We start from the raw sequence: 16,732 nt of genomic DNA on the forward strand, positions 1-16,732 counted from the left end.
GCGGGGCCGGCCCCCCCCCCCCCCCCTGCGGGGGCCCCCGCGGGGCCATAAAACCCCCCCCCCGGGGGGGCCCCGGGGGGCCCCCCCCGCTTCTGTGTCTGAAGGGAAAGAATCAGCCGGTCTTGCGGGCCGCCCGGCGCTTGCTCAGTTCGTCGTCGGGAAAGGACTGGTCGGCGGCGTGCTCGCTGGGAAGGGCCGCGAGGCTGCCCTCGACCTCGCGCCAGACCCGGCCGACGGCGATGCCGAAGACTCCCTGGCCGCCCTGGACCAGGTCGATGACCTCGTCGGCGGAGGTGCATTCGTAGACGCTGGCGCCGTCGCTCATCAGGGTGATCTGGGCCAGGTCCTCCACACCGCGTTCACGCAGGTGTTCGACGGCGGTGCGGATCTGCTGCAGGGACACTCCGGTGTCCAGGAGACGCTTGACGACCTTGAGGACCAGGATGTCGCGGAAGCCGTAGAGCCGCTGCGAGCCGGAACCGGCGGCGCCGCGGACGGCGGGTTCCACCAGTCCGGTGCGGGCCCAGTAGTCAAGCTGGCGGTAGGTGATACCGGCGGCCTTGCAGGCGGTCGGTCCGCGGTAGCCGGCATCTTCGTCCAGGACGGGGAGGTCCTCGGTGAAGAGCAGGCCCTGCGCGCCGGTAGCGGGCACGGCAACACCTGCCGTCGAGGCCTGCTTGAGCTCGCCTGCGTCGCCTTTCGGACTCACGTGGATCCTCCTCATTCTGAGCTCCCGCGGGGAATTACAGCCTTAGCGCGCTTTCCTGCCGCCGTCGGGCCGTCCCGGCGCGGGAGTGATCCGCGCCGTTCGGGTCCGGCTGCTCAGTCCAGTGTGACGTGCGCACCTGTTGTCTGCAATGGGAACTTGTATCTCTGACGTTAGGCTGACCGGCCCCTCAGGTCAAAGACGTTGGGGCTATAGCCGGGGCGTGTCGAAAGTTTCGACCTCAACTTGAGACTTCGACAGGGTCAGCCCGCGAAATCCTCGGGTTCGACGTCGTCCAGGAATTCCCGGAAGCGGCGCATCTCCCCCTCTTCGTCGACGGCGGGACCCGGCTCCGTGTCCTCACCCTCATCATGCTCGGTGATCCGCACGCCGGCCTCATCCATGACGGCGTCGGCGCACCAGATCCGGCACTTGGCGCGCAGCGCCAGGGCGAGGGCGTCGGACGCCCTCGAGCTGACCGTGGTGCCGTCCTCGAACTGCAGCTGGCCGTAGAAGACGTTGTCCTCCACCGCGACGATGTTGACGCTGACGATCGTGTGGCCGAGCGCCTCGACGACGTCGACCAGTAGGTCGTGGGTCATCGGCCGCGGCGGGACGACGCCCTGCTGGGCCAGGGCGATGGCGCTGGCCTCGGGGGTGCCGATCCAGATCGGCACGTGCCGTTCGCCGTGCATCTCCTTGAGCAGCACGAGCGGCTGGTTGGAGGGCAGTTCGATCCGAACGCCCACGATCTCGACCTCAATCATCAGATGTCCATCCTCGAGATGCGGTCCTGGACCAGAGCTCGGTGCAGCGAGAGGCAGAGGTCGCTGATTTCCCGGGCCGCCTCGGCGGCGCGGGCGTGCGAGGCGGCGTCCTTGCGGGACGTGAGGGTGGCGACGGCGCGTTCCACCAGGCCGAACTCCCGGTCCGCGGCGGCCTGGAAGGGGCGCAGGTGGCGGGGTTCAAGGCCGTGGCTTTCCAGCTGGACGCAGGCCTTGGCCACCTGCAGGGCGTGCTCGTCGAACTGGCCGTTGACGTGGCCGATCAGCCCGTAGCTCAGCAGGGACTCCAACAGCGGGACGCTCGCCCCGGATTCGGTCCGCAGCTGTTCCTCGCTGAGCCGGCGCACCCGGTTGTTCAGCTCGGAGGCGAGCTCGTCGGAGACGATCCGCGGCGAGACGGTGACGCCGGGCGGAAGGTTGTCCGGGCGTTCGCCGCGGTCGATCGCGTCGAGGTAATCCTTGATCACCTTCAACGGCAGATACTGGTCGCGCTGGAGCGCCAGCACGAAACGGAGCCGCTCGACGTCGTTCTCCGAGTACTGCCGGTACCCCGCGGGGGTCCGCTGCGGGTTGATGAGTCCCTTTTCCTCAAGGAACCTGATTTTCGACGCGGTCATGGACGGGAAGTCGTCACTGAGTTGCCCCAGGACCTCCCCGATGTTCAAAACCTGGGGTCCGCGCCGTTCGGCTTGTGCCATGGCCACCGGAAAGTACTCCGATATCAGACGTTGCCTGCGGTGCGGACAGGGCTCAGGTAGAAGGTCAGGCGGAACTTGCCGATCTGCACCTCGTTGCCGGACTTGAGTTCCACGGCGTCGACGCGGTCGTTGTTGACGTAGGTGCCGTTCAGGCTGCCGGTGTCCACCACTTCGAAGCTGCGGGCCGTGCGGCGGAATTCGACGTGGCGGCGGGACACCGTGACGTCATCGAGGAAGATGTCGGCGTCGGGGTGCCGGCCGGCGGTGGTGACGTCCGAGTCCAGCAGGAAGCGGGCACCACTGTTGGGACCGCTGTGCGCGATCAGCAGCGCCGAACCTGCCGGCAGCGATTCGATCGCGGTGCGCTCCTCGGTCGAAACCTTCGGGGCGATCGTCGGCTCGTCGCGGACCGGGGTGAGGTGGATCGAGGTGGTCTCCGAGGCTTTCACTCCACCCGTGCCGTATTCACCGGTGTCGTTCTGTCCGTGCCCAACCATTGAATCCTCCTGATTCGTTGCAGGTTCCCCCCTGCAAACAACACATGCCGTCCGGAAAAGCCTGGCAGATCCGGTAGTCGGTCCGCCGTCCGGCAGCTGTCTCCAGCGGCAGGGCCGGGCGGCCTTGCCTTTAGCCTACCTGCTGTTCGTACTCCGATGCACTGAGCAGCGACTCGACCGCGTCGGCCTCGGCCAGCTTGATTTCCAGCAGCCAGCCCTCGCCGTACGGATCGGAGTTAATCAGGGCCGAGTCGGTGTCCAGCGCCTCATTGCGGGCCACCACTTCGCCGCTGACCGGGGCGTAGATGTCGCTGACGCTCTTGGTCGATTCGACCTCGCCAACGACGTCGTTGGCGGTGAGCTTGGTGCCCACCTCCGGCATCTGGGCGTAGACCACGTCGCCGAGGGCGTCCTGGGCAAAATCCGTGATGCCCACCCGGACGACGCCGTCGGCGTTGGGGGCGGTGACCCACTCGTGTTCGGCGGTGTAGGAGAGGTCTTCGGGAATGATGCTCATGACGGGCCTTTCGTCGGGTCGCACTACAGGTCAAGCACTTCGGGTGAATTTACTGGGGTCAAGCATTGGGTCCAGCGCTGGAGATGCGGCGGCCGGAGGAACGGGCCGCCGCTGAAAGTATAGGCATATCGACACCGGCCCGGGAGGTCTCTGGCATGATGGGGCCATGGCCGCCCCCGCACCGGAACGGAACGTGTTTGCCCATGCCTGAACTGCCCGAAGTCGCGGCGCTGGCGGACTTCCTCGCGGCCCGTCTGGACGGCTGCGAGGTCACCGGCATCCAGGTGGTCTCCTTCGCCGTACTGAAGACCGCCGATCCCCCGATCAACGCACTCGAGGGACGCACGGTGACGGGCGTCCGGCGGTACGGGAAGTTCGCGGCAGTGGAGGCGGACGGGCTGTTCCTGGTCTTCCATCTCGCCCGCGCCGGCTGGGTCCGGGTGACGGAAGCACCCACCGGGGCCGTACTCAAGCGCGGCGGCGGGCACATCGCGGTCCGGCTGTCCCTGACCGGCGGCGCCGGTCCCGTGGACGTGGACCTGACCGAGGCGGGGACCCGCAAGAGCCTGGCCGTGTACCTGGTCCGGGACCCGGCAGAGGTTCCGGGGATCGCCGCGCTGGGGCCGGACCCGCTGGGCAAGGATTTCGACGTCGAATCGCTCGCGGCGATCCTGGCCGCCCACTCCCAGCAGGTCAAGGGAGTGCTGCGCAGCCAAAGCATCATGGCCGGGATCGGCAACGCCTACAGCGACGAGATCCTGCACGCGGCACGGATCTCCCCGTTCGCGATCGCCGCGTCCCTGGACCGCGACGCCGTCGAACGCCTCTACCGGGCGATCCATGAGGTGCTCGGCGCGGCCGTGGCGGAGGCAGCCGGAAAGCCGCCCGCCGAACTCAAGGACACGAAGCGGACCCACCTGCGGGTTCACGGCCGGGCCGGGGAGGCCTGCCCGGTCTGCGGGGACACCGTCCGGGAGGTCTCCTTCGCGGACACGGCCCTGCAGTACTGCCCCACCTGCCAGACGAAGGGGAAGATCCTGGCGGACCGGCGCACCTCGCGCTTCTTGAAGTAACCGGCCCCCGTAGCAGCCCGCGCCGCGGCGGGTTACTCGGGAAAGCAGAAAACCCCGCCCCTGCCGTTTCCGGCAAGGACGGGGTTTTTTCTGTTGGTCGGGCTGACAGGATTTGAACCTGCGACCCCTTGACCCCCAGTCAAGTGCGCTACCAAGCTGCGCTACAGCCCGCTGGTTCCGTCGTTCTCCGCTCCGTGGCTCCGGGAGGGATTTCTCCCTGCCGTATTCACTGAGCAGTCCGGCCGAACCACCTTGAAAAGCTTACACGATCCCGGAGGGTGCCCGTGACATTTCGCCGCCGCCACGGGCACTTTTCCCTCCGGTGTGTCCGAATTAACGCTTCTTGCTGCGCTTTTCCCGGACCCGCATGTTGACCTCGATCGGGGTGCCCTCGAAGCCGAAGGTCTCACGCAGGCGGCGGGTGATGAAGCGGCGGTAGCCCGGGTCCAGGAACCCGGTGGTGAAGAGGACGAACTTCGGCGGACGGCTGGACGCCTGGGTGCCGAAGAGGATGCGGGGCTGCTTGCCGCCGCGGACCGGGTGCGGGTGCGCCGCGACGAGTTCGCCGAGGAAGGCGTTGAGCCGGCCGGTGGGGATGCGCTTGTCCCAGCTTTCAAGCGCCGTGTCCAGGGCGGGAACCAGGCGGTCCTTGTGCCAGCCGGTCTTGGCGGAGATGTTCACCCGGGGGGCCCAGGCCACGTGGGCCAGGTCGCGGTCGATCTCGCGCTCAAGGTAGATCCGGCGTTCGTCGTCCAGCAGGTCCCACTTGTTGAACGCCAGCACCAGCGCCCGGCCGGATTCGATGGCCAGCTGCAGGATGCGGACGTCCTGCTCGCTAAGGACCTCGTCCACGGCGAGGAGCACGACGGCGACCTCGGCCTTTTCGAGGGCACTCTGGGTGCGCAGTGAGGCGTAGAAGTCGGCGCCCTGGGCCATGTGCTGGCGGCGCCGGATGCCGGCGGTGTCCACGAAGCGCCAGGTGCGGCCGCCGAGCTCGATGAATTCGTCCACCGGGTCGCGGGTGGTGCCGGCGGTGTTGTCCACGACGACGCGCTCGGAGCCGGCCAGCTTGTTCAGCAGCGAGGACTTGCCCACGTTCGGGCGGCCGATCAGCGCGATGCGGCGGGGGCCGCCGCTGCGTTCCAGGCCCTCGATGGTGGAGAACTCGGGCAGGACATCCATCACGTGGTCCAGCAGGTCTGCCACGCCACGGCCGTGCAGGGCGGAGACCGGGTAGGGCTCGCCGAAGCCGAGGCCCCAGAGCGCGGCCGAGTCGGCTTCCTGGGCGAAGTCGTCCACCTTGTTGGCCACCATGATGACCGGCTTCTTGGACTTTCGGAGCATCTTCATGACGCCCTCGTCGGTGGCGGTGGCGCCGACGGCGGAGTCCACCACGAAGAGCACGGCGTCGGCCAGTTCCACGGCCATCTCGGCCTGCTCGGCGACGCGGGCGTGGATGCCGCGGGCGTCGTGCTCCCAGCCGCCGGTGTCCACCAGGGTGAAGTTGCGGCCGTTCCAGTGCGCTGAGTACATGACGCGGTCGCGGGTGACGCCGGGGGTGTCCTCGACGACGGCCTCGCGGCGGCCCAGGATGCGGTTGACCAGCGTGGACTTGCCCACGTTCGGGCGGCCGATGATGGCCAGGACCGGGTCCAGCTTCAGCGGGCCGTCGAAGTCCTCGTCCTCGAAGTCGCCGCTGAGCAGCGCGGCGTCGTCCTCGTCGAGCTCGTAGTCTTCCAGGCCGGCGCGCAGCGACGCGGCGCGGAGGTCGGCCTCGTCGTCGTCCAGGGCGGCGAGGTTCTCCGCCACCTGGTCCGTGCCGGTGGGCGTGTATTCGTCTTCGCCGGCGCCGAAGTTGCCGGAGGTTTGAGTCGTATCGCTCATTGCACTTTCCTTAGGTGGTGATCTGCCGGCTCTCCGGCTACTGCTGTCTGGCGTTCGTGCGGTGGTTCTGTTTGCGGTGTTGCTGATCCGGCGCGTGCTGTTTCCGCGTCGGGCAGGCGGTGTCCGCTGGCCTGGATGGTGTCCTGGACGTGCCGCGCCAGCGCAGCACGGATCCCGGTTCCCACCCTGTCCATTGAAGCACGCCCGGTCTCCCCCGGCCCGCGGTCCGCGGTCAGCGCCGGGCCGAAGCTGACGTGCAGCCGGCGGCCCGGGCGGGGCACGGTGTTGAGGTGTTCGTCGCCGGTGCGGGTTCCGAGGATGGCGACCGGGATGACGGTGGCCGCCGAGTTCAGCGCCAGCCAGGCCACCCCGTTGTTGATCGCCGCCGCCTGGCCGCTGCCCCGGGTGCCTTCGGGGAGGATGCCCACGCAGGATCCGGCGTCCAGGATGGCCTTGGCGCGCTGCAGCGCCGCCCGGTCCCCGGACCGGTCCACGGGCAGCTGGCCCGCGGCGGTCAGCACCCGGCCCAGGACGCCGCCGAACATCTCCTGCTTGACCAGGATGTGCATCGGCCGCGGGGCGGCACCGAACATCACCGGCCCGTCGAGGTAGCTGATGTGGTTCCCGGCGAAGATCACCGGGCCGGCCTGCGGGACGTTGGCCCGTCCGCTGACGGTGGTCCGGTAGACGAGGTGGTCCAGCGCCCAGCCCACGGGGCGGCTCCAGGCCATGGTTCCGGTGAGGAACAGGCGTCCGGGGACCGCGGCCGCGCGCTCAGTCACGGGTGAAGGGCGCGTGCTCGACGACCCGGCGCACGATCCCGAGGGCCGCGTCGACGGTCTGCTCAAAGTCCAGATCCGAGGAGTCCAGGGTCACCACGCCGTCGGCGGCCCGGGTGAAGTTCACCACGGTGGAGTCCTTGGCGTCCCGCGCCGTCACCTGGGCGGCGAGCTGCTCGGCGTTCTGGGTGCCGCCCAGCTGCAGGCCGCGGCGGCGCAGCCGGGCCTCCTCGCTGGCGGTCAGCAGCATCCGCACCTCGGCGTTGGGCGCGACGACAGTGGTGATGTCCCGGCCCTCCACCACCATGCGGCGGTGGTGCTTGTCGATGATTGCCCGCTGGCGGCGGATCAGTTCGGTGCGGGCGCCCAGGTTGGTGGCGACGGCGCTGACCGCGGCGGAGATGGAGGGTTCACGGATGGCGTCGGTGATGTCCACGCCGCCCACGCGCACGTACTCCTCCCCCGCGCTGGTGCTCATGTCCAGATCAAGGACCTCGGCGGCGTCCTCGACGGCCTGCCCGTCGGCCAGGTCGGTCCCGGCGTCGAGGCAGTACCAGGTCAGGGCCCGGTACATCGCGCCGGTGTCCAGGTAGGCCAGCCGGAGCCGGCGGGCCACCTCCTTGCTGACACTGGACTTGCCCGACCCGGAGGGCCCGTCAATGGCGACGACGAGGCTCTTGCCGGGACGGACCACGTCCGTCGCTACTGCTGCTGTTTCCTGGGTCATTACTGGAGTACCCGCCATCCGCGGTCGTTGAGGGCTTCGATGAGCATTTCGTGTTTGTTGGGCAGGACGGAGATCTCCACCATGCCCACGTTCTGGCCGGAGGAGTGGTCCAGGCGCAGGTCTTCGAGGTTGACGCCGATCTCGCCGATCTCGGTGAGCAGCCGGGCGATCTGCCCCGGCGTGTCGTCGACCAGGACGGTGAGCCAGGAGTAGGCCTGCGGCGGCCCGCCGTGCTTGCCCGGGATGCGGGCCTGGCCGGCGTTGCCCTCGCTGATCAGCTGCGCCAGGTCCAGCCGCGCGCCGGGCGCGGTGGGGTTCTCCAGGGTGCCAATCAGGCGGTTCAGGTCCTCCCGGACGCCGTGCAGCAGCCCCACCATGGGTCCGGCGTTGGCGCCGAGGATCTGCACCCACAGCGTCGGGTCGCTCGCGGCGATCCGGGTGGTGTCCCGGAGCCCGTTCCCGGCCAGGGACAGAGCGTGCAGGGGCGTGCCCTGCAGCCGGCTGGCCAGCAACGAGGACATCACCTGGGGCAGGTGTGAGACCAGCGCCACCGCGTCGTCGTGTTCCTGGGCATCGAATTCGGCGACGACGGCGCCGAGGTCGCCCGCCAGCGCGCGCGCCGTCGTGAGGGCCTCAGGCCGGGTCTCCGGCGTCGGGCACAGCACCCACGGCATGGAGGTGAAGAGTTCCCCGCGCGCGGCGACCGGCCCGGACTTCTCCCGGCCGGCCATCGGGTGGGTGCCGACGTAGCGGCCCAGGTCGGCCCCGCGGTCGCGGAGCTCTGCCTGGATGCCCGCCTTGACGCTGGCGATGTCCACCACGGTGGCGTCGGGGTAGTCCGCCAGGGCGCGGGCGACGACGTCGGCCGTCACGTCCGGCGGGGCCGCCACGACGACGAGCTCCGGGGCCTCCCCCTCGAGCCGCTCCAGCGGCAGGCCGGCGCCGATGTCGACGGCGACGGCCTGGTTGGTCGGCGAGGGGTCGGTCAGGTACACCGGGACGCCGCGGCCGCGCAGGCCCAGCCCGATGCTGGTGCCCAGCAGCCCGGTGCCCACGACGACCACGGGGCCGTTGAGGTGCCCGCGGCCGTGGGTGCGGAAAGCGGACATGCTTACAGCCCCACGGATGCCAGCAGGTGGCCGACTTCCTGCTTGCCGAGGTTGCGGATGCTGCCCTGGCGCTGGTCGCCCAGGCCGATGGGGCCGACCTTGACGCGGACCAGGCGCAGCACGGGGAAACCGACGGCGTCGAAGAGGCGGCGCACGATCCGGTTCTTCCCCGAGTGCAGGACCACCTCGATCAGCACGTGGCCCGGGGTGGAGTCGACCAGCCGGAACGAATCCACCGAGGCCATGCCGTCTTCCAGCTCGACGCCGGCCTTCAGCTGCGCGCCGACGCCCTGCGGGAACGGGCCGCGGACCTGGACCAGATAGGTCTTGGGCACCTCGTAGGAGGGGTGCGTCAGCCGGTTGGCCAGTTCGCCGTCGTTGGTCAGCAGCAGCAGGCCCTCGGTGGCGACGTCCAGCCGGCCCACGTGGAAGAGCCGCTCGCCGTGGTGGTTGCGGACGAAGTCGCTGATGCACGGCCGGCCGTCCGGGTCTTCCATGGTGGAGACAACGCCCTTGGGCTTGTTGAAGACCATGTAGACCATGTTTTCGTCCAGCTGAATGCGTAGGCCGTCGACGTGGATCACGGAGGTGGCGGGGTCCACCCGCATGCCCAGTTCGGTGACGACGCGGCCGTCCACCTCGACCCGGCCCTCGGCGATCATCTCTTCGCAGACGCGACGGGAGGCCACGCCGGCGGAGGCCATGACCTTTTGCAGGCGGACACCGTCGGCATCGTGCAGCTCGGACTGCGGCACGGCGCCGCGCGGGCCGCGCTTGCGGGTGGGCTTGCGGACCGGACCCAGGTTCTGGCCGAAGCGTTCGCTGCCGAAGGCCTTCGAGCCGGTGGCCTTGGCGGCGCCGGCCCCGATGCGGGCCTTGGGCTTCAGGGCGCCGGGGGTGCCCGGGGCCTTGCCGGCGCCGGGCTTGCGGGCTCCAGGCTTCTTCGCCGCGGGCTTGCCGCCGCGCTGTGCCGGCTCCGCCGGACCCGGGTTCAGGTCCGGGTCAATGAAGGCTTCCTCGCGCGGCTTGGGCCGCTTGAAGCCGCGGTCAGCTCCGCCGGAGAAGCCGCCCTTGCCGGCGTCGCGCTGGCCGCGGCCGGCGCCGCCGGCTCCCTGGCTGCGCGGTGTGTTGTGTCCGGCCTTGTTGCCGGCTCCGGTCCGTCCCGAACCGTTACGTGGTGAACCCTGGCGTCCCGCCTGTGTCATGACCCGTCCTTCGTTGTGGTGAAATCTGTGCGCAGGCTGCGTGGCTGCCCGCTGGTGTGTGGTGCTGTTACATGCGTCCGGCGTCGTAGTACTCCGCGATGCCCTCGAGTCCGGGAAGGTGCGGGGAGAGCTGGGGCAGTTCCGCCACCGACCCGATCCCCATCCGTTCCAGGAAATACGAGGTGGTGCGGTAGAGGACTGCCCCGGACTCGGGATCATGTCCCGAGTCCTCGATCAGTCCGCGCTGCACGAGCGTCCGCACCACGGAGTCGACGTTGACGCCTCGAATTGCCGAGACCCTGGCCCGGGATACGGGCTGCCGGTAGGCGATCACGGCGAGCGTTTCGAGCGCCGCCTGCGTCAGCCTGGCCGTCTGGCCTTCGAGCACGAATCCGCCGACCACGTCGGCGAATTCGGCCCGGGAATAAATCCGCCAGCCACCGGCGATGTTCCGCAATTCGAAACCCCGGGGGGCTGTGGCCACATCCGGGGAACTTCCAGTATAGCCGTTATACTCCCGCCGCAGGTCCTCGAGCAGGTCCTCGACGACGTCGACGGGCTGACCGAGGCCCGCGGCGAGCTGCGCCGCCGTCGCTGGTTCGTCGATCACCATCAGCACGGCCTCCAGCGCGGCGCGGACGCCGCCGGGAAGATCCGCGACGTCGGGGGTTCCCGGGTCCGGCTGTCCGGCGGGGGTGCCAGCCGGTCCGGGGCGAGTCTCTGGTCCGGTGGTCATGGCTGGTCCTCGTATTCCTCGCTCAGGGCCGCACTGTTCCATTCGGGGTCGGCGGCCGTCCAGTGCACGGAGAGTTCGCCGAGGGGCTGCAGCTGGTCGAAGGAGACCGCCTTGTCGCGGAACATCTCCAGCAGGGCCAGGAAGCGGGCCACCACCACCAGGGTGGATTCGGCGTCGGCGGTCAGGGCCCGGAAGGTCAGCGGCCGGCCCTGCCGCAGGCGCAGCCCGAGGATCTCGGCCTGTTCCCGGACGCTGACGGGGCTGCCGTGCAAGTGCGCCAGGCCCACCTCGGTGGGTGCGGCAGCCTTGGGGGTCAGCGCGGCGCCGGCGAGGGCGGCGAACTGGGCCGGGGTGTGCTTCCAGACCAGGTCCGGCAGCAGCGCGGCGAAGTGTTCCTCGAGGGCCACCTGGCGGGGGTAGCGCTGCGCCTCCTGTTCCAGGGTGGCGCCGAGCAGGCCGGCGACGTGCTTGAAGGCCTTGTACTGCAGCAGCCGGGCGAACAGCAGGTCCCGGGCTTCCAGGAGCGCCACGTCCTCGGCGTCCTCGACCTCGCCGGCGGGCAGCAGCCGGGCGGCCTTGAGGTCCAGCAGGGTGGCGGCCACCACCAGGAACTCGCTGGCCTCGTCGAGGGCCCAGTCCTCCCCCTGCTCCTGGAGCTTCCGGGTGTACTTGATGAACTCGTCGGTGACGGTGGCCAGCGCCACCTCGGTGATGTCCAGCTGGTGTTTGGAGATCAGGCCCAGGAGCAGGTCGAAGGGGCCGGTGAAGTTGGCCAGCCGGACCTCGAAGCCGGGCTTCTTCGCCGCCGGTGACAGCTCCTCCGGCGCGGTGAGCGTCGCCGTCACGGTGCCTAGGGCGCGCCGCCGCGCGAGATCAGTTCCTTGGCCAGGCGGCGGTAGGCGTCCGCGCCGGCATGGTTCCCGGCGTAGCTGGTGATCGGTTCAGCGGCGACGGTGGCGTCGGCGAACTTGATGGAGCGCTTGATGACGGTTTCGAAGACCTTGTCGCCGAAGGCCTCGACCAGCCGGGCGATGACCTCGCGGCCGTGGAGGGTCCGCGCGTCGTACATGGTGGCGAGGACGCCGTCGACCTGCAGGCGGGGGTTGAGCCGGTCCTGGACCTTGTCGATGGTCTCGACCAGCAGCGCCACGGCACGGAGGGCGAAGAACTCGCAGATCAGCGGGATGATGACGCCGTGGGCGGCGGTGAGGGCGTTGACCGTGAGCAGGCCGAGGGAGGGCTGGCAGTCGATCAGGACGACGTCGTAGTCGTCTTCGACCTTTTTGAGTGCCCGGTCAAGGACCTGTTCGCGGGCCACCTCGTTGACCAGCTGCACCTCGGCGGCGGAGAGGTCGATGTTGGCCGGGAGCAGGTCCACGTTCTCGACGCCGGTCTTCTGGATCGCGTCGCGGATGTCCACCTTGCGGTCCATCAGGACGTTGTAGACCGTCAGGTCCAGCTCGTGCGGGTTGGTGCCGAGGCCGGCGGACAGCGCACCCTGCGGGTCGAAGTCCACCAGCAGGACGCGGCGGCCGTACTCGGCCAGGGCCGCGGCCAGGTTGATGGTGGACGTCGTCTTGCCGACGCCGCCCTTCTGGTTCACCATGGCGATGACGCGTGCCGGGCCGTGGGAGGACAGCGGCGCGGGCTCAGGGAACTCCCGCAGGGGACGCCCGGTGGGCCCCATGACGGCGTCGTCCAGGTCGAGTCCGGTGCCTTCCAGGGTGGCTGACCCCTGTTCGCTGCTCACGTATCTATCCACACTTTCGATGACGGTGATATTTGCTGCCCGATCCCGCCGCGGTTCGTCGGCGGCGATCGTTATTCCTCCCAAGGTTACAGCCCCCGACACGGTATTCGACGGACCTTGACAACCGCCGTTTTGCGCGCCTTGACCTTCTGGTAGAGGTCGAGGGTTGCCGCGGGGAGGCCGGGCCGGGGACGCGAAACCGCCCGGACGCGGCGGGGCGTCCGGGCGGTTTCGCGGTACTGCGTTGCGGGTGCGGCGGCCGGTTAGGCGTTGGCCGGCACCTGCGGGCGGGCGGACTCTGCGGCCGCTTCGCCGGCCGGTTCGCCGGCCACGTGGCCCGCGATCATGGTCTGCTCGTCGAACGGGACGGCGCCGGAGAGGACGCGCTCCACCTGGCCGCCGTCGATCTCCTTGACCCAGGTGCCGATCAGGATGGTGGCGACGGCGTTGCCGGTGAAGTTGGTCAGCGCGCGGGCCTCGGACATGAACCGGTCGATGCCGACGATCATGCCGACGCCGCCGAGCAGTTCCGGACGGTGGGCCTGCAGGCCGGCGGCCAGGGTGGCCAGGCCGGCGCCGGTGACACCGGCTGCGCCCTTGGAGGCGATGATCATGAAGATCAGCAGCGAGACCTGGGCGCCCAGGTCCAGCGGGGTGCCCATGGCGTTGGCGACGAAGAGGGAGGCCATGGTCAGGTAGATCGCGGTGCCGTCCAGGTTGAAGGAGTAGCCGGTGGGGACGGTGACGCCGACGACCGGCTTGGACACGCCGAGGTGTTCCATCTTGGCGATCAGGCGGGGCAGGGCGGCCTCGGAGGAGGAGGTGGAGAAGATCAGCAGGTATTCGCGGCCCAGGTACTTCATCAGGCGGAAGATGTTGACGCCGGAGACGACCTGCAGGATGCCGCCGAGGATCACGACGATGAACACGGCGCAGGTGATGTAGAAGGCCACCATCAGGGTGGCCATGCTGATGATGGCCTGGACGCCGGTGGCGCCGACGACGGCGGCGATGGCGCCGAAGGCACCTACCGGGGCGAGCCACATGATCATGATCAGGATGCGGAAGACGAGGGCCTGGCCGTGGCCGATGGCCTTGAGGATCGGGGCGCCCTGGGTGCCCATCTTCTGCAGCGCGAAGCCGACCAGAATGGCGGCGAGGAGGGTCGGCAGGACGGGGATGTCGCCGGGGATGATGCCGAGCAGGAAGTCGACGGTGCTGTCCGTGGCGGCCTTCTTGTTCGGATCGTACGGGGCCAGCTTCAGGCCGGTGCCCGGGTGGATCAGGTTGCCGACGACCAGGCCGATGGCCAGGGCGAAGGTGGACATGACGATGAAGTAGCCCAGGGCCAGGCCGCCGACCTTGCCGACGGTGGCCGCCTTGGCGATGGAGCCGATGCCCAGGACGATGGTGCAGAAGATGACGGGGGCGATCATCATCTTGATCAGCTTGATGAACCCGTCGCCGAGGGGCTTGAGGGACTTGCCGACCTCGGGGAACATCAGGCCGACGACGGCGCCGAGGACGACTGCCACGATGACCGCGATGTACAGGTAGTGGGACTTGTCCAGCCCCTTGCGCTTGACCGGCGCCGCGGCCGTTGCCGCTGACTCTCCTCGTTGAGAGGCCATGGTATTTCTCCTTGGATAGGCTGGACGTCGATGCTGTCCGTGGACGCATCCGTCCTTTCTGCGTGTTCCTCCATCATTGGGTACGGAGTGACGCGCATCACCGTTGCGTTCATATTGGTCATGGAGGGTGCACTTTGATCCACCACTGGAGCATCGCCCGGCGCCTGTTCGTGGCCCATCTGCTGTTCATGCTGGCGCTGACCGCCGTCGTCGGGACCGCCACCTATGTGGACGCACGGGACCACGCGTACCAGGAGGCCGGGCGGCGGATGGCCGGGATCGCCACCGCGGTGGCGGACAACCCGCTGGTCCTGCAGGCCGCCGCGGCGCCGAATCCGTCGGCGCTGCTGCAGCCCTACGCCATGGAGGTGATGCGGGACGCCCAGGCCGACTTCATCACGATCATGGCCCCGGACCGGACCCGCTGGACGCACCCCCGGGACGAGGAGTTGGGCAAGCCGTACATCGGGTCGATCGATGCGGCGCTGCAGGGCCGGGTCTTCACGGAGATCATGGCCGGCACGCTGGGCCCCTCGGTGCGCACGATCGCCCCGGTCAAGGATGCCAACGGCAACGTCAAGGCGCTGGTGGCCGCTGGCGTGACCGTGGGAACGGTGGACGTGGCGTTTTCCGGACGGCTGCCGGCCCTGCTGGTGATCGCGGCGGCGCTGCTGGCCGGCGGCTCGGTGGCGTCCTGGCTGCTGGGCCGGTACCTGCGGCGCGTGACCCGCGGCTGGGGCCCGGAGCAGCTGGCACAGCTGTTTGCCTACTACGAGTCCGTGCTGCACTCGGTGCGCGAGGGCGTGATCCTGATCGACCCGCGCGGCCGGGTGGTGATGTACAACGACCAGGCGGCGGCGCTGCTGGGCGTACCCCCGCGACCCGCGGATGCGGCGGTGGACGCGGACGGCGGTGCCGCCCTGGGCGTCACCCGCAGCGCAAACCCCGGCGCAAACCACGGCGCGGACCGGGGCGGCGTCGCCCGGCCGGCCGAAGCCCCCACGCTGGCGGAGCTGCCGCTGGCGCCGAGCCTGCGGGAACTGTTCCGGTCCGGGCGGGTGGCCCAGGACGAAATCCACCTCACCGGCGAGCGCGTGCTGGTGGTGAATCAGGGCCCCGCGGTGGGTCCTGCTCCGGGGCCGCTGGCAGCCTCGCGGGGGGCACGGCGGCAGCGGGGGTCGTCGCGACGGCCGGTCTTCGGGACGGTGGCCACCATCCGGGACCGGACGGAGATCGAGTCCCTGGGCAGCGAGCTGGAGACCATGCGGACGCTCTCAGACGCGCTGCGGGCCCAGACGCACGAGCACGCCAACCGCCTGCACACCATCGTCTCGCTGATGGAGCTGGGCCGGGACGCCGAGGCGCTGGACTTCGCCACCAAGGACCTGGAGCTGTCCCAGCGGCTCACCGATGACCTGGTGGGCTCCATCGAGGAGCCGGTCCTGGCGGCGCTGGTGATGGGCAAGTCCGCCCAGGCGCACGAACGCGGCGTGGAGCTGATTCTCGCTACGGCCGGCTCCACCGCCGTGACCGGCCTGGCTGTGCAGGACCTGGTGACCATCCTGGGCAACCTGCTGGACAACGCGATCGACGCCGCCGCGGACGCTCCTCCGCCGCGGCTCGTGGAGCTGAGCGTCACCGCCGCACCGGAAGCCCTGGAGATTACCGTGGAGGACAGCGGGCCCGGCATCGACCCGGCGGCGGTGGACGACGTCGTCCGGCACGGCTTCAGCACCAAGGAGTCCGGACCCTTCGGCCGCGGGCTGGGCCTGGCGCTGGTCCGGCAGGCCGTTCGGCGGCTGGGCGGTACCATGACAATCACCAGCCCGGCCGGGGCACTGTTCCGGGTCAGCCTGCCGACGCGGCAGGCCGCGGGGAACGCAGCGGCCGGTATTGCAGAGGGACACCATGAATGAGATCCGCGTGCTCGTCGTCGAGGACGAGCCGATCGCGGCCGCCGCGCACGCCGCGTACATCGGCCGGCTGGAGGGCTTCACCCTCGCCGGGTCCGCCCCGGACGGGCAGTCGGCCCTGCGCCTGCTGACGGAGCTCAACGCCGCGGGCCAGCCGGTGGAGCTGGTCCTTCTGGATATGAACCTGCCGGACCTGCACGGCCTGGACATCGCCCGCCGGATGCGCACCGCCGGGCTCTTCGCGGACATCATCGCCATCACCGCCGTGCGTGAACTGAACATCGTCCGCAGCGCCGTGGCCACCGGCGTCGTGCAGTACCTGATCAAGCCCTTCACCTTTGCCACTTTCGCGGACAAGCTGCGCAGCTACCGGCAGTTCCGCGAACAGCTGGCCTCCCCCGCTGCCGGCGGACCAGGGACCGGGGCCTCGCAGAGCGACGTGGACCAGGCGTTCGCGAGCTTGCGCGCCCCCTCGGAGCTGCCGCTGCCCAAGGGACTCTCCTCCTCCACCCTGGAGTCGGTGCAGGAGTTCATGAAGCGGCAGGCCGGGGCCGTGTCCGCCAGCGAGGTGATGGAGGCTCTGGGCATGTCGCGCGTGACCGCCCGCCGCTATCTGGAGTACCTGGCCGACGCCGGGACAGTGGCCCGCACGGCCCGCTACGGCGCGCCGGGCCGGCCGGAGAACGAATACCGCTGGAGCCGGCCGGCGTCCTAGGAACCGC

The 16,732-nt window shown here is 69.8% G+C and carries 17 protein-coding genes and 1 tRNA gene; 3 read left to right on the forward strand and 15 right to left on the reverse strand.

Annotation, left to right across the window (positions count from 1 at the left end; all coding sequences use genetic code 11):
* Positions 1-112: 112 nt before the first annotated feature.
* The 5 genes from ACFUCU_RS13070 to gcvH all read right to left on the reverse strand — a co-directional run bounded on the left by ACFUCU_RS13070 (position 113) and on the right by gcvH (position 3,203).
* Positions 113-709: a MerR family transcriptional regulator gene (locus ACFUCU_RS13070; protein WP_290258212.1), complete on the reverse strand. Its 597-nt coding sequence runs from the start codon at positions 707-709 to the stop codon at positions 113-115.
* 260 nt (positions 710-969) lie between these two features.
* Positions 970-1,473 (reverse strand): bifunctional nuclease family protein, encoded by a 504-nt coding sequence (locus ACFUCU_RS13075; RefSeq protein WP_377973019.1) that lies wholly within the window; start codon positions 1,471-1,473, stop codon positions 970-972.
* Positions 1,473-2,189, reverse strand: coding sequence for a MerR family transcriptional regulator (locus tag ACFUCU_RS13080; protein ID WP_290258215.1), 717 nt, complete (start codon positions 2,187-2,189; stop codon positions 1,473-1,475). The genes ACFUCU_RS13075 and ACFUCU_RS13080 overlap by 1 nt, the downstream gene beginning before the upstream one ends.
* A gap of 23 nt (positions 2,190-2,212) precedes the next feature.
* Entirely contained in the window at positions 2,213-2,686 is a 474-nt protein-coding gene (locus tag ACFUCU_RS13085) for an FHA domain-containing protein (protein WP_290258216.1), read from the reverse strand.
* A gap of 130 nt (positions 2,687-2,816) precedes the next feature.
* Positions 2,817-3,203, reverse strand: a complete 387-nt coding sequence (gene gcvH / locus ACFUCU_RS13090) for a glycine cleavage system protein GcvH (protein ID WP_290258217.1) — start codon at positions 3,201-3,203, stop codon at positions 2,817-2,819.
* Between the two features lie 203 nt (positions 3,204-3,406).
* Here gcvH and ACFUCU_RS13095 point away from each other — a divergent pair, with 203 nt between their 5' ends.
* Positions 3,407-4,276 carry an Fpg/Nei family DNA glycosylase gene (locus ACFUCU_RS13095; RefSeq protein ID WP_377973020.1) on the forward strand — a complete coding sequence of 290 codons (870 nt, stop codon included), beginning with the start codon at positions 3,407-3,409 and terminating at the stop codon, positions 4,274-4,276.
* A 94-nt stretch (positions 4,277-4,370) separates the two neighbouring features.
* Here ACFUCU_RS13095 and ACFUCU_RS13100 read toward each other — a convergent pair.
* The 10 genes from ACFUCU_RS13100 to ACFUCU_RS13145 form a co-directional block, all read right to left on the reverse strand.
* Positions 4,371-4,447 (reverse strand) — tRNA-Pro (locus tag ACFUCU_RS13100).
* A gap of 162 nt (positions 4,448-4,609) precedes the next feature.
* The gene (gene der / locus ACFUCU_RS13105) at positions 4,610-6,160 is read right to left on the reverse strand and encodes a ribosome biogenesis GTPase Der (protein WP_290258219.1); all 1,551 of its coding nucleotides are present in this window, start codon (positions 6,158-6,160) and stop codon (positions 4,610-4,612) included.
* Positions 6,157-6,891, reverse strand: a complete 735-nt coding sequence (locus ACFUCU_RS13110) for a lysophospholipid acyltransferase family protein (RefSeq protein ID WP_377973041.1) — start codon at positions 6,889-6,891, stop codon at positions 6,157-6,159. Before ACFUCU_RS13110 ends, der begins: the two co-directional genes overlap by 4 nt.
* A 43-nt stretch (positions 6,892-6,934) precedes the next feature.
* Entirely contained in the window at positions 6,935-7,666 is a 732-nt protein-coding gene (cmk, locus tag ACFUCU_RS13115) for a (d)CMP kinase (RefSeq protein WP_377973021.1), read from the reverse strand.
* Positions 7,666-8,775: a prephenate dehydrogenase gene (locus tag ACFUCU_RS13120; RefSeq protein ID WP_377973022.1), complete on the reverse strand. Its 1,110-nt coding sequence runs from the start codon at positions 8,773-8,775 to the stop codon at positions 7,666-7,668. Before ACFUCU_RS13120 ends, cmk begins: the two co-directional genes overlap by 1 nt.
* 2 nt (positions 8,776-8,777) lie before the next feature.
* On the reverse strand, positions 8,778-9,980 hold the full coding sequence (locus tag ACFUCU_RS13125; protein ID WP_377973023.1) for a pseudouridine synthase: 1,203 nt from the start codon (positions 9,978-9,980) through the stop codon (positions 8,778-8,780).
* Positions 9,981-10,047: 67 nt separating this feature from the next.
* Positions 10,048-10,716, reverse strand: a complete 669-nt coding sequence (locus tag ACFUCU_RS13130) for an SMC-Scp complex subunit ScpB (protein WP_377973024.1) — start codon at positions 10,714-10,716, stop codon at positions 10,048-10,050.
* Positions 10,713-11,561, reverse strand: coding sequence for a ScpA family protein (locus ACFUCU_RS13135; RefSeq protein WP_290258225.1), 849 nt, complete (start codon positions 11,559-11,561; stop codon positions 10,713-10,715). Before ACFUCU_RS13135 ends, ACFUCU_RS13130 begins: the two co-directional genes overlap by 4 nt.
* A gap of 5 nt (positions 11,562-11,566) precedes the next feature.
* On the reverse strand, positions 11,567-12,466 hold the full coding sequence (locus tag ACFUCU_RS13140; RefSeq protein ID WP_364137898.1) for an AAA family ATPase: 900 nt from the start codon (positions 12,464-12,466) through the stop codon (positions 11,567-11,569).
* Positions 12,467-12,729: 263 nt separating this feature from the next.
* Positions 12,730-14,097, reverse strand: a complete 1,368-nt coding sequence (locus ACFUCU_RS13145) for a cation:dicarboxylate symporter family transporter (RefSeq protein WP_290258227.1) — start codon at positions 14,095-14,097, stop codon at positions 12,730-12,732.
* Positions 14,098-14,231: 134 nt separating this feature from the next.
* On the opposite strand from ACFUCU_RS13145, the gene ACFUCU_RS13150 reads away from it, so the two are divergent.
* Positions 14,232-16,013 (forward strand): ATP-binding protein, encoded by a 1,782-nt coding sequence (locus ACFUCU_RS13150; RefSeq protein ID WP_377973025.1) that lies wholly within the window; start codon positions 14,232-14,234, stop codon positions 16,011-16,013.
* Positions 16,006-16,725 carry a response regulator gene (locus tag ACFUCU_RS13155; RefSeq protein WP_364137904.1) on the forward strand — a complete coding sequence of 240 codons (720 nt, stop codon included), beginning with the start codon at positions 16,006-16,008 and terminating at the stop codon, positions 16,723-16,725. Before ACFUCU_RS13150 ends, ACFUCU_RS13155 begins: the two co-directional genes overlap by 8 nt.
* Positions 16,726-16,732 lie beyond the last annotated feature (7 nt).

The sequence above is a fragment of the Arthrobacter sp. NPDC057259 genome (genome assembly GCF_042668995.1).
GTDB lineage: Bacteria > Actinomycetota > Actinomycetes > Actinomycetales > Micrococcaceae > Arthrobacter.